We start from the raw sequence: 12,534 nt of genomic DNA on the forward strand, positions 1-12,534 counted from the left end.
TGTTCAAATGTTGTTGTTCGTGTCGTGTCGCTTAGCCCTTCACCCTAACCCTCTGCCCGCCTGCGGGGAGAGGGGATGACCTCTGTATCCTCGCCGAGAAAATCGTTAGGGACGGGCAGTAGCTGCCGCTTTCCTCTTCTCCCCGTCAAAACGGGGAAAAGGTGCCCGACAGGGCGGATGAGGGGCATTACGCCACGGTATTTCAATGCGCAGACCACGGCTTGATCGCCGGATAGAGCGCCCGATAGCGCTTGTAGGCATCCGCATAGGCATCGCTCAGCGAAGCAACCGGTTCGATCGTGCCGGCCGTCTGCGGAGGGGTGCAGACCGCAACCGGATCGGCGCCCGTCGCCGCGATCAGGCCGAGACGTGCCGCACCGAAGGCAGCTCCGAAATCGCCGTCCGCCGGCAGATCGACGGGTACGCCGAGCGCGGTGGCGATCGAGGCCAGCCAGTAGCGTGACCGCGAGCCGCCGCCGATTGCGGTGACGCGCGCGATATCGGTGCCGGCCGAACGCAACGCCTCGAGATTGTCGCGGATGGCGAAGGCGACGCCTTCGAGCACGGCCTGGGTCAAGACGACGCGGCCGCTTTCATGGCCGAGACCGATAAAGGCGCCGCGGATCGTCGCATCATTGTGCGGCGTGCGCTCACCAGAGAGATAGGGCAGGAAAGTGACGCTGGAAGGCGCTTTCAGCGTCTCGCCAAGTTCGCCAGTAAGGTCTGCGGCGGATTTGCCTGTCACGCTCGAATGCCAGTTCAAAGCATCGGTCGCGGACAGGATGACGCCCATCTGATGCCAGGTGTTCGGAAGCGCATGGCAGAAGGCATGAACGGCGCTTTCCGGCTTCGGCAGGTAGGAGCCGTTGGCGGCAAAGAGCACGCCGGATGTGCCGAGCGAAACGAAGGCGGCTCCATGGCTCACCGTGCCCATGCCGCAAGCCGAGGCCGCGTTGTCCCCTGCCCCGCCGGCGACGACGACATCGCCGCCAATGCCCCATTTCGACGCCAGTTCGCCACGCAGCTTGCCGGCGACTTCGGTGCCCTCGACCAGTGTCGGCATCTGCTTTTCATCGAGGTTGGTTGCGGCCAGCAGCTCGGAAGACCATTTGCGCTTGCCGGTGTCGAGCCAGGAGGTGCCGGCGGAATCGGACATTTCCGACATGTGCTCGCCCGTCAGCCAGAGACGCAAATAGTCCTTCGGCAGCAGGACCCAACGCACTTTGGCGAAGACATCAGGCTCATGCTTGGCGACCCATGCAAGTTTCGGCGCGGTGAAGCCGGGGAAGACGATATTGCCGGTCAGCGCGCGGAAACGCGGGTTGGCATCGAGCGCTGCGGCCTCATGATAGCTGCGCGTATCGTTCCAGAGGATGCAGGGCCGCAACACCTTGTCGTCGGCGTCGAGCAATGTCGCGCCATGCATCTGACCGGAAAGGCCGATGCCGCGTACGGCGGCCAGCTCCTTCGGATGCGCCGCCTTCAGGCCGGCAACCGCCTCTTCGGTCGCGCGGATCCAGTGCGCCGGCTCCTGCTCCGACCAACCGGAATGCGGACGCGATACATCGAGGTCGCCATTGGCGGAACCGATGATCTTCTGATTACCGTCGATCAGCATCGCTTTGACGCCGGACGTTCCGAGATCGAGACCCAAATACATCAGATGCAACTCCCTATGTTCTGCCGCTTTCGAATGATCAGGGCAGATTGTCCTTCAAGAAAATGTCGAGACGTATGCGCTCCTGGTCGGCGATGACGCTTTGACCATCGGCCTTCGCCTTCATGACGCGGATGGCGCTGCGCACTTCATGACCGGCATCCTGGTTGAGAACAGCATCGACCGTGCCGTCCATCAGCGCGGCCCGCGTATGCTGCGTCAGCTCGTGCACGACCACCGTCAGCTCCCGCTTGGGCCGGACGGCCTTCAGCGCCGCGATCAGCCCTCGATTGCCGGCGCCGAGGCTGTAGACGCCGATGATGTCCTTGCTTGCCGAAAGCGCCTTGGACACGAGCGATCTGGCAAGCTCCGGATCGTCTCGCCCCTCGAGCACGGGCAGCAGCCGCAACCTCGGAAACTCCGCCGCCATGACGGCCGAGAACCCTTCCACGCGCTCGCGATGGTCGCGCACCAGCATCGAGCCTGCAAGAACGGTGATATCGCCCTCGTGGCCGCCGAGAAAACGGCCGAGCAGCCGGGCAGCAGTCCGCCCCGCTGCGATATTGTCGATGCCGGCATAATGATGCCGGGTGGAATCGGTGAGATCTGAGACCAGGGTGACGACGGGGATTCGCTTGGATACGAGCCGATCGACCGCAGCCCGCACCTCCGGCGCATCCGTCGCCACTAGGGCGACGCCGGCGATATCCTGCCCCTGAAGGGCATCGAGTGCCGCAACCAGCGCCGATACGTCGAAAGCCGGCACCTCTACGATGCGGATTTCCGTGCGCTCGAAGCTCGAGCGCAACGTCGCGTGATGCACTTCGGAGCGGAGCCCGTGCATAAAGGAATTGTCGCCCGTCGGAAGGATGAAAACGAAGGGATAGACGCGCCCCTTGGCCAGATTGGCGGCAGCGACATCGCGGACATAGCCGATCTGGCGGATGGCCGCCTCCACCTTCTCCCGCGTCACCAGCCGCACGCCCGGCCGCTGGTTCAGCACGCGGTCCACGGTGGCGAGGCTGACGCCCGCAGCGGCGGCGATATCATGCACAGTCGGTCTCATCAGCTCCTCCTGCTGAAATCCTTACTGCGATTTCTGATGTACGTAAATCAGAAATTTTCGACGGCCCGATTTTCCTGGCGCTCGCCCTCCTGAAACGAAAAAGGCCCCTTGGAGCGAGGGGCCTTACATTGGTGCTGGCATAGCGGCGAGGTCAATGGCCTCCGCCGCCTCCGCCTCCCGGTGCCTTCGGCTTGCTGAGCATGAGGACGCCGAGGATCATCGCCAGGAACAGGATGGTGAGCATCAGGAAGATATCGCTGAAGGACATGACGATTGCCTGTTGCGTCGCCATGTTGACCATCTGTTTCAGCGCAGCCTGCTTCCCATCCAGGCCTGACGCGCTGAAGTTGGCGGCCATGTTGTTCAGCTGAGCGACGGCAGCCTGGTTGCCCCAATGGATATTGTCGCGCAGGTTGAAGTAATGCTGATCCTGCCTGTCCGTCAGCAGCGTATTGATGATCGCAAGACCGACGGCGCCGCCGAGGTTACGCGTCAGGTTGAACAGGCCGGAAGCCCCGCGCATGCGGGCGGGCGGCATGGTTCCGAGCGCGATATTGTTGATCGGCACCATGCAGAGCATCAGTCCGAAACCGCGCAGGATCTGCGGGATCAGCAGTTCCCAGAAATCCCAATCCGTCGTCAGATGCATCATGATGTAGGTGCCGGCCGAGAAGCTGGTGAAGCCGATGATCATCAGGATGCGCAGGTCGAGCTTGCTCGACAGGAAGCCGGCTAGCGGCGCAGTGAAGAACATGGTCAGGCCCGAGACGAACATAGTCTCGCCGATCTGCAGCGAATCGTACCCACGAATGCGGGCAAGATAGAGCGGGTAGATATAGGTCAAACCATAGAGGCCGATGCCCATCACGAAGGAGAACACCGAACCGAAGGAGAAGTTCTTATTCGTGAAGGCCTTCAGATCGACCACGGGGAAATCCACCGTAAAGGCACGGTAGAAGAAAATCACAGCTGCGATGGCAGACGCGATGGCACCGGCAACGATGTAATTGTCGTTGAACCAGTCGTTGGTGTTGCCTTCCTCGAGCACATATTCCAGTGCGCCCAGGAAAACGCCCATCGAAACCAGGCCCCACCAGTCGAATTTCTTGAACAGCGATAGTTCTGGCTTGTCGAAATCGATGTAGTTCCAGGTGACGATGGCAACGATGATACCCGGTGGAATATTGACCAGGAACAGCCAGTGCCAGGAAAAGGCATTGGAGAGATAGCCGCCGACCGTCGGGCCGATGGTCGGCGCCAGCGTCGCGATCAGGCCGATGATCGGCGAGACGACATTGCGTTTCGACGGCGGGAAGATGGTGAACGCCGCCGCAAAGACCGAAGGGATCATGCCGCCGCCGATAAAGCCCTGCAGGGCGCGATAGACGATCATCTGGTCGATGTTGGTGGCGGTCGCGGCGAGCGCGCTCGCCGCGGTGAAGCCGGCGGCCGAGATCGCGAACAGGTAGCGCGTCGAGATGATGCGCGCCAGCGTTCCCGACAGCGGAATCATGATGACTTCGGCGATCAGATAGGCCGTCTGCACCCAGCCGATCTCATCCGAGCCGGCGCTGAGGCCGGCCTGGATTTCACTGAGCGAGGCCGAGACGATCTGAATGTCGAGGATCGACATGAACATGCCGAGCACCATCGCCAGGAAGGCGATGAGCTTTCTCGGCTCGATATGATCCACCGCCGGTGGCGCGGCGGGCCCGGCCGCGCGTGGGGGCGACCCGGCTGTAGTGCTGGCGGACGACATGGCGCGTCTCTCCCGAGCTTGATCGCTTACTTTTCCGGTGCCGTGCGGGTATCGACGTCGACAACGACGCTGAGGCCTGCGCGCAGACGACCGGTATCGAGCGCATCCTGTGGCAATGCGATGCGAACAGGCACACGCTGGATGATCTTGGTGAAATTACCGGTCGCATTTTCTGGCGGCAGGAGCGAGAAGACCGAGCCGGACGCCGGCGAGATCGACTCAACGGTGCCGACGATCGGATGATCGCCATAGGCGTCGACGTGAACATTGACCTTGGAACCGGGAACCAGGTGCTGGATCTGCGTTTCCTTGAAGTTGGCATCGATATAGAGCTGCCGGGTCGGCACGATCGCCATCAGCTTCTGTCCGGGAGAGACAAGGTCACCTTCCTGAACGGAACGATTGCCGACGACACCGTCATAAGGCGCCTTGAGCACGGTGAAGGACAGATCGCGGGCAGCTTTGTCACGAGCAGCCGCGAGACCCTTGATCGTGCTTTCGGCCTGGCGGCGCTGGGCCTGCAGCAGGTTGATATTGGCTTGCGCGGAAGCGATGGCGGCATCGCCACCGACCAGGTTGGCCCTTGCTTGGTCGAGCGCGATGTTAGCGCTATCCAAGGCGGCCGTGGTGCCGACCGACTTGGACTGCAGTTCCGCAGCGCGCGTCTGGGTGATCTGGGCGCCACGAACAGTGGCTTCCAGGGCAACCTTCTGCGCCTGCGACTGGGCAAGAGCGGCCTGGCCGGCGGCAATTTGTGCATCGATGGTGTGGAGCGAAAGCTGTTCGGTGTCGTACGAGGCCTGAGCCTGATCCAGCGCCAGCTTGTAGTCACCGTCATCGAGCGTGGCAAGCACATCGCCCGCCTTGACCAGCTGGTTGGCGACGACGTTCACCTTGGCGACATAGCCGGTAACCTTCGGCTGGATGGTCGCGATATCGCCTTCGATATAGGCATCATCGGTGGAGACCATGAAGCGGCCCGTCGTCCACCAGTCATAACCGTACCAACCGCCGGCTGCGAGGGCCAGGACAACGATGATCGGCATGGCCAGGCTGCGCCGCTTCTTTGCCGGCGGCGGTGGGGCCGCGGGAGCCGGAGATGCGGGCGCAGCCTGGGCCGGAGCCGGATTGCCGCGCGTTTCAGCAACGGGAGCATCGGCAGATGCGCCGACCTCCTGGGCTTCCGCTCCGGCATCAGCGGGCTCATTCACGATGCGCGCTACATTGTTACCATGACTTGACGACATTGCCCTACCACCGGAATTCTGGGTAAAATAATCGAACCGAACGGTTCAGTTCAATTGACATAGAGCCTTTTTCACTCCATATCAAGAGATATCGAACTGCATGGTTCGATTATTTGACGAGTCTGTTTAAGATTCATAAAAAATGATCGATTGAAGGAGACGATGAAACACGAACCGCAAAATGCCATTGCACTCGACGCCACAGCGCCTGCATCTGGTGGGCGTTGGGCCGCTGGCGAAGATCCGGTCAAACGTCACCAGATTCTAGAGGGCGCCAAGCGCGTCTTCATGAAGATGGGGTTTGACGCGGCGAGCATGAACGACGTTACCCGTGAGGCCGGCGTCTCCAAAGGCACGCTTTACGTCTACTTCGCCAATAAGGAAGACTTGTTTTCCGCGATGATGGACAGCGAGCGCGCTCATTTCGTCGAGTTGGTGCGTACCGTCCTTGCCGACGAAGCGGATGTCGCTTCCTGTCTTTATGAATTTGGCATGGTATTTGGGACGCATGTTACCTCGGACAAGACCATCAGCGCCATGCGCACGGTCATCGGCGTGCGCGCACGCATGCCCTCGCTCTGTCAACGCTTCTTCAGCGGCCCGGAAAACCTGCGAACCGTGTTGCGCGGCTTTCTCGAACGCAAGGCTGCGGTAGGCCAGGTGAAGATCGACGACTTCGATATGGCCGCGCGGCAGTTTCTTGAGATGGCAAGCGGCGGTTACTTCAAATTACGGCTGTTCGGCGACATGGACGTCCCTCCTTCGAAAGAGGAGATCGACTACGTCGTGCGCGGTGCCGTGCGCGTCTTCCTTGCCGCTTATGGCCCCAATCGCCGGGATCAAGACTGACAATCTTCCCAGTTGCCAGCGAGCGGAGGCACCCCAACTCCGCAATGGCGATCAAGCGTCCCGGCCACCATGCGGCTATGACTGGCCCGGCAACCAGGGGAGTTAAGCATTGAGCGCGATCGGAAGAGCGATATGGTTTATCGAAAGCCACTTTGCATCCGACATCTCGCTGGACGAGATCGCGGAAACGGCCGGTCTGTCGCGCTATCATCTGTCGCGCGTTTTCGGGATGACGACAGGCCATTCGATCAGCGGCTATATCCGTAGCCGCCGCCTCAGCGGGGCAGCTCTCGCCCTGATCGACAGCTCCTCCACAATTCTCCAGGTTGCCCTCGATGCCGGCTACGGCTCGCACGAGGCTTTCACCCGTGCCTTCCGCGAGCAATTCGGCATGACGCCGGAAAACCTGCGCAAACAGGGGCACGTTCGCAACCTCGCTCTACAGGAGCCGATCAGAATGGACGACACCCGCCTTCCCAAGCTCGATGCCCCGCGCTTCGAGACCCGCCCCGCAATGCTGCTTGCCGGCCTTGTGGAAACCTATGCCTATGAAGCCACGCAAGCGATCCCTTCGCTCTGGCAGAAGTTCAATCAGCATTTCGGCCACATCCCGGGCCAGGTCGGCAATGTCGCCTACGGCGTCTGCACCCAGGCGGACGAGGGCAGCGAAGGCTTTCGCTATATGTCCGCCGCCGAGGTCACGGGCACCGACGGCCTGCCCGAAGACTTCACGACGATAAGACTGCCGCAGCAACGCTATGCGGTTTTCACCCATCGCGGCCATATATCAGGCATTTCCGCTACCGTGCATCAGATCTTCGGCGAATGGCTTCCGCAATCAGGCCATCAGCACGGCGGAACCCCCGACATGATGGAGCGCTATGACGATCGCTTCGATCCGCGTACCGGCATGGGCGTGACCGAGATCTGGATCCCGCTCAAGGCGTAGATGCGCCCGCCGCCATGAAAATGACGGCGGCGCTTGTCTTGTACGGACGGCGACGCTCCTTACATTACGGCCATTCTTGACAGGCCGGGCTGGGGGTCAGCATCGGCATATGCTGACCAAAGGGGAAATAGTCTATGGATATTGTTGGGCTGGTGCAGGATCCGAGTGCGTGGGTCGCACTCGTCACGCTCGTGGTCATGGAGGTGGTGCTTGGCATCGACAACCTCATCTTCATCTCGATCCTGACCAACAAGCTGCCGGCGGAACACCGCGACAGGGCGCGCAAGATCGGCATCGGCCTTGCCCTTGGCATGCGTCTCGTCCTGCTCGGCACGGTCGCCTGGATCGTCCAGCTGACGACGCCCGTCTTCGAGATCTTCGGTCAGGGCTTCTCCTGGAAGGACATGATCCTCATCGGCGGCGGCCTCTTCCTGGTCTGGAAGGCGACGAAGGAGATCCATCACAACGTCGATCCCCAGGAACAAGGCGAGGATTTCATCGCCAAGTCGACGACGTCGACCTTCGCTTCCGCCATCGGTCAGATCCTGTTGCTCGACCTGGTCTTCTCGATCGACAGCATCATCACCGCCGTCGGCATGACACAGCATCTGCCGATCATGTTCATCGCCGTGATCGCCGCCGTTACCGTGATGCTGGTGGCCGCCAATCCGCTCGCCAACTTCATCGAGAAGAACCCGAGCATCGTCATGCTGGCACTGGCCTTCCTGCTGATGATCGGCACGACGCTGATTGCTGAAGGCATGGGTGTGCATGTGCCCAAGGGCTATATCTACGCCGCCATGGCCTTCTCCGCTCTCGTGGAAGTGCTCAACATGCTGGCGCGAAACCGCCGGAAAAGGGCATCCGGCAGCCATTGAGCACAAGACCCGCACCCCGAAACGGGTGCGGCGTTCACTCCTGAACGTGGACGTCGACCCATTCGCCGGTGTCGCCGCGCCCATAGATATCGACCTTGATCCAGACATTGCCGCGGACGATGAAGTTCCCGGCATCGTCCGCGATATTGCCGCTTGCCAGCATGGCTTCAAGCTTCTGACGGTTTGATGGCAGCGAGAAGAAGCTGTCGCCCTGATCGCCGCGGTCGCGGCGGCGGTAGGCGTGATAGTTCGCGCGATCCTGACGGATGATCTGCCAGGGCAGCGTCAGACGCTCCCCCTTCGAGTTGTATAGGTCGTCGCTGCCGATATAGGCACGATAGGACTCGATCAGCTTCGCCGAACTGTCGCGCGTAATCGTCGATTGGGCCGCGGCGGGACCGAAAACGGCGGCTGCCAATATGAAGCTCAAAATCAATCTCTTCATTATTTCCTCGCGGTGATTGATTGAAGACCTATTCCGTCACTGCCCCAAAAATTGCAAATAAAATTCAGCGAGCGACCCTGTTTTATCCCGATAGCCTTATGAGGGGTAAAGAGGCATCATGACTTTGATAGGTCGGCTCGAATCGTCGCGCCGTACTGTCCCTAGCATATTACCCGGTTGATCTTGCGGCGCAGTTTCCCTTGACGTCATCCATTGAATATGGCCTAAGGCCAGCCATACGGAAAACGCGGGACTGAAGCGGCAACACGCCCTTTTCCGACCGTTTTCCTGATCCAGATACACATCTTCGGCTGGACAGCGCTTGTCCCGAGCGCGGCCCGGCCTTTTATGACGGGCAAACAAAATGACCACTTCAGGCGTTCGCGTCCGCATCGCACCCTCTCCGACAGGCGAACCGCATGTCGGCACCGCCTATATCGCGCTGTTCAACTATCTCTTCGCCAAGAAACATGGCGGCGAGTTCATCCTGCGCATCGAGGATACCGACGCGACCCGCTCCACCCCGGAATTCGAGACCAAGGTGCTCGACGCGCTGAAATGGTGCGGCCTGAAATGGTCTGAGGGACCCGATGTCGGTGGCCCCTATGGCCCCTATCGCCAGAGCGACCGCAAGGATCTCTACAAGCCCTACGTCGAGAAGATCGTCGAGGCCGGCCACGGTTTCCGCTGCTTCTGCACACCCGAGCGCCTGGAGCAGATGCGCGCCGCCCAGCGCGCCGCCGGCCTGCCGCCGAAGTATGACGGCCACTGTCTGAACCTTTCGGCCGAGGAAGTCTCGACACGCGTTGCCGCCGGCGAGCCGCATGTCGTGCGCATGAAGATCCCGACCGAGGGCACCTGCAAGTTCCATGACGGCGTCTATGGCGACGTCGAAATCCCGTGGGATGCCGTCGACATGCAGGTCCTGCTCAAGGCCGACGGCATGCCGACCTATCACATGGCCAACGTCGTCGACGACCATCTGATGAAGATCACCCATGTGGCACGCGGCGAGGAATGGCTTGCCTCGGTGCCGAAGCATATCCTGATCTACCAGTATCTCGGCTGGGAGCCGCCGGTGTTCATGCACCTGTCGCTGATGCGCAATGCCGACAAGTCGAAACTGTCGAAGCGCAAGAACCCGACCTCGATCTCCTATTATACGGCCCTCGGCTATATCCCCGAAGCGCTGATGAACTTCCTCGGCCTGTTCTTCATCCAGATCGCCGAAGGCGAAGAGCTCTTGAGCATGGATGAGCTTGCCGCAAAGTTCGATCCGGAAAACCTCTCCAAGGCCGGCGCGATCTTCGACATCCAGAAGCTCGACTGGTTGAACGGTCGCTGGATCCGCGAAAAGCTGTCGGAAGAAGAATTCCAGCACCGGGTGCTGACCTGGGCGATGGAAAACGACCGCCTGAAGGAAGGCCTGAAGCTGTCGCAGTCGCGCATCACCAAGCTCGGCGAGCTGCCCGACCTCGCCGGTTTCCTGTTCAAATCCGACCTCAACCTCGATCCCTCTGCTTTCGCCAGGATCAAGTCGACGCCGGAAGAGCTGCTGGAAATCCTGAACACGGTGCAGCCCGACCTCGAAAAGATCCTCGAATGGAATGTCGAGACCATCGAAGCCGAACTGCGCGCCATCGCCGACCGCATGGGCAAGAAGCTGAAGGTCATCGTCGCGCCGCTCTTCGTCGCCGTCTCGGGCTCCTCGCGCTCCCTGCCGCTTTTCGATAGCATGGCGATCCTCGGCCGTTCCGTCGTGCGCCAGCGGCTGAAACTTGCCGCCCAGACCGTTGCGACCCTCGTCGGCCCGAAGAACTGAACCGGACTTTAAAACCATGAACGACAAGACCGAAGCCTCCGCCCTCTCCTCCGACGCAACGGAAGTTCGCCGCCAGAAGCTGAAGCTGCTGCGCGAACAGGTCGGCGACGTCTATCCGGCGCATTTCCACCGAACCATGACCAATGCCGAGCTCGCTGCGAAATACGAAGGCCTGGAGCCGGATACGGAAACCGGCGATGTCGTCACCGTTGCCGGCCGCGTCTATTCCTCGCGCAACTCCGGCATGTTCATGGATATCCACGACGCCTCGGCCAAGATCCAGATCTTCAGCCACAAGGACGTGACCGGCGAAGAAGCCCGCGCCTTGCTGCCGATGATCGATATCGGCGACATCATCGGCGTCACCGGCGTCGTCCGCCGCACCAAGCGCGGCGAGCTGACGATCAATGCGCAGCAGATCACCATGCTGACCAAGTCGCTGCTGCCGATGCCGGAAAAGTGGCACGGGCTTTCCGATATCGAGCTGCGCTATCGCAAGCGTCACCTCGACATCATGACCAACGAGGAATCGAAGCTCCGCTTCCAGCAGCGCAGCCGAATCGTCTCCGGCATTCGCCGTTTCATGGAAAATGACGGCTTCATGGAAGTCGAGACGCCAATGCTGCATTCGGTCTATGGCGGAGCGACAGCCGAGCCGTTCAAGACGCATCATAACACGCTGAAGCTCGACATGTACCTGCGCATCGCGCCGGAACTGTTTCTGAAGCGTACTCTGGTTTCAGGCCTCACCGACAAGGTCTTCGAGATCAACCGCAACTTCCGCAACGAAGGCGTCTCCACCCGGCACAATCCTGAATTCACCATGATGGAGTGCTACTGGGCCTACGCCGACTACGAGGACATCATGGACCTCGTCGAGCGCCTGTTCTCGACGCTCGCCATGTCGATCCACGGCAGCACCGAATTCGCCTTCGGCGACAAGCAGATTTCCTTCAAGGGCCCGTTCCGTCGCGTGCCGATGCCCGATGCCGTCAAGGAAGCGACCGGCATCGATTTCCTGGCGATCAAGACCGACGAGGAAGCCCGTGCCGCCTCTAAGGCTGCCGGCTTCGCTGTCGAGAAGGACGCCACCTGGGGCGAATGCCTCGCCTTCATCTTCGAAGAGAAGGTCGAAGGCACGCTGATCCAGCCGGCGCATGTCACGCATTTCCCGAAGGACATCTCGCCCTTCGCCAAGGAAGTGCCGGGCGAGCCGCGCCTCGTCGAACGCTTCGAGACCTATTGCAATGCCTGGGAGCTCGGCAACGCCTTTTCCGAACTTAACGATCCGGAAGAGCAGCGCGCCCGCATGGTCGAGCAGCTCGAGCAGGCCCATGCGCGCGGCGAGAAGCAGAAGGAACTGGATGAGGAATTCCTCGACGCCATCGACCAGGGCATGCCGCCTGCAGGCGGTCTCGGCATCGGCGTCGATCGCCTGATCATGCTGCTCACCAACTCGCCGTCGATCCGCGACATCATCCTCTTCCCGGCGCGTCGCGCCAAGGCGGATTGACAGTTCCGCCCTCCGAAAATCAAAGGTGAACCATGACCGAGAAAGAGACATTGGCCGCGGATGCCGACAGCGAGCAGCAGCGGTTGGCCGATCTTGCGGAGATCGGCGATATCGATCTGTCGCAATACGCGCCGGGAACTTTCGGCTGCCACGAGGCGATGCACACGACGTCGCTCATGCTCGACATGACCGACGATCACTTGCTGCAACACCCCGCCATCGTCGCGGATCCCGAATTCTACCGTCTTGCCGGCGAAGTTCACGAGGCGCTCTTCGCGCTTTACCAAGCTATTGGCGAGAAGCATCTGGCGGATTGACGGGGATTCCCCTTCCGCTCACGGCGCAAAGC

General features: G+C 60.9%; 11 protein-coding genes. 6 read left to right on the forward strand and 5 right to left on the reverse strand.

Going from position 1 to position 12,534, the window contains the following annotated elements:
* Positions 1-202: 202 nt before the first annotated feature.
* The 4 genes from xylB to GA0061101_RS08825 form a co-directional block, all read right to left on the reverse strand.
* A complete protein-coding gene (gene xylB, locus GA0061101_RS08810; protein WP_092573479.1) occupies positions 203-1,660 on the reverse strand; it encodes a xylulokinase in 1,458 nt (485 codons plus the stop codon).
* Positions 1,661-1,697: 37 nt separating this feature from the next.
* Entirely contained in the window at positions 1,698-2,723 is a 1,026-nt protein-coding gene (locus tag GA0061101_RS08815; RefSeq protein WP_037196301.1) for a LacI family DNA-binding transcriptional regulator, read from the reverse strand.
* 151 nt (positions 2,724-2,874) lie between these two features.
* Complete coding sequence (locus GA0061101_RS08820) at positions 2,875-4,482, reverse strand: DHA2 family efflux MFS transporter permease subunit (RefSeq protein ID WP_037196300.1); 1,608 nt, start codon at positions 4,480-4,482, stop codon at positions 2,875-2,877.
* Positions 4,483-4,508: 26 nt separating this feature from the next.
* Positions 4,509-5,729, reverse strand: coding sequence for an HlyD family secretion protein (locus GA0061101_RS08825; RefSeq protein ID WP_092573480.1), 1,221 nt, complete (start codon positions 5,727-5,729; stop codon positions 4,509-4,511).
* A 162-nt stretch (positions 5,730-5,891) separates the two neighbouring features.
* Between GA0061101_RS08825 and GA0061101_RS08830 the strand changes: the two genes are divergently transcribed.
* The 3 genes from GA0061101_RS08830 (at position 5,892) to GA0061101_RS08840 (ending at position 8,405) form a co-directional block, all read left to right on the forward strand.
* Positions 5,892-6,578: a TetR/AcrR family transcriptional regulator gene (locus GA0061101_RS08830; protein WP_047555439.1), complete on the forward strand. Its 687-nt coding sequence runs from the start codon at positions 5,892-5,894 to the stop codon at positions 6,576-6,578.
* A 109-nt stretch (positions 6,579-6,687) separates the two neighbouring features.
* Complete coding sequence (locus GA0061101_RS08835; protein WP_092573481.1) at positions 6,688-7,527, forward strand: GyrI-like domain-containing protein; 840 nt, start codon at positions 6,688-6,690, stop codon at positions 7,525-7,527.
* A gap of 134 nt (positions 7,528-7,661) precedes the next feature.
* Positions 7,662-8,405, forward strand: a complete 744-nt coding sequence (locus GA0061101_RS08840; protein ID WP_037196296.1) for a TerC family protein — start codon at positions 7,662-7,664, stop codon at positions 8,403-8,405.
* A 34-nt stretch (positions 8,406-8,439) separates the two neighbouring features.
* Here GA0061101_RS08840 and GA0061101_RS08845 read toward each other — a convergent pair whose 3' ends face one another.
* Positions 8,440-8,850 carry a hypothetical protein gene (locus GA0061101_RS08845; protein ID WP_047555283.1) on the reverse strand — a complete coding sequence of 137 codons (411 nt, stop codon included), beginning with the start codon at positions 8,848-8,850 and terminating at the stop codon, positions 8,440-8,442.
* Between the two features lie 364 nt (positions 8,851-9,214).
* On the opposite strand from GA0061101_RS08845, the gene gltX reads away from it, so the two are divergent.
* Genes gltX through GA0061101_RS08860 form a run of 3 tightly spaced genes read left to right on the forward strand, consistent with a single transcriptional unit; the run spans position 9,215 to position 12,502 of the window.
* Positions 9,215-10,672: a glutamate--tRNA ligase gene (gltX, locus tag GA0061101_RS08850; protein WP_047555282.1), complete on the forward strand. Its 1,458-nt coding sequence runs from the start codon at positions 9,215-9,217 to the stop codon at positions 10,670-10,672.
* A 16-nt stretch (positions 10,673-10,688) separates the two neighbouring features.
* Entirely contained in the window at positions 10,689-12,185 is a 1,497-nt protein-coding gene (gene lysS / locus GA0061101_RS08855; protein WP_047555281.1) for a lysine--tRNA ligase, read from the forward strand.
* A 32-nt stretch (positions 12,186-12,217) separates the two neighbouring features.
* The gene (locus GA0061101_RS08860) at positions 12,218-12,502 is read left to right on the forward strand and encodes a hypothetical protein (protein ID WP_037196292.1); all 285 of its coding nucleotides are present in this window, start codon (positions 12,218-12,220) and stop codon (positions 12,500-12,502) included.
* Positions 12,503-12,534 lie beyond the last annotated feature (32 nt).

Origin of the sequence: Martinezella lusitana (genome assembly GCF_900094565.1) — a bacterium.
In the GTDB taxonomy this organism is placed as follows: Bacteria; Pseudomonadota; Alphaproteobacteria; order Rhizobiales; family Rhizobiaceae; genus Rhizobium; species Rhizobium lusitanum.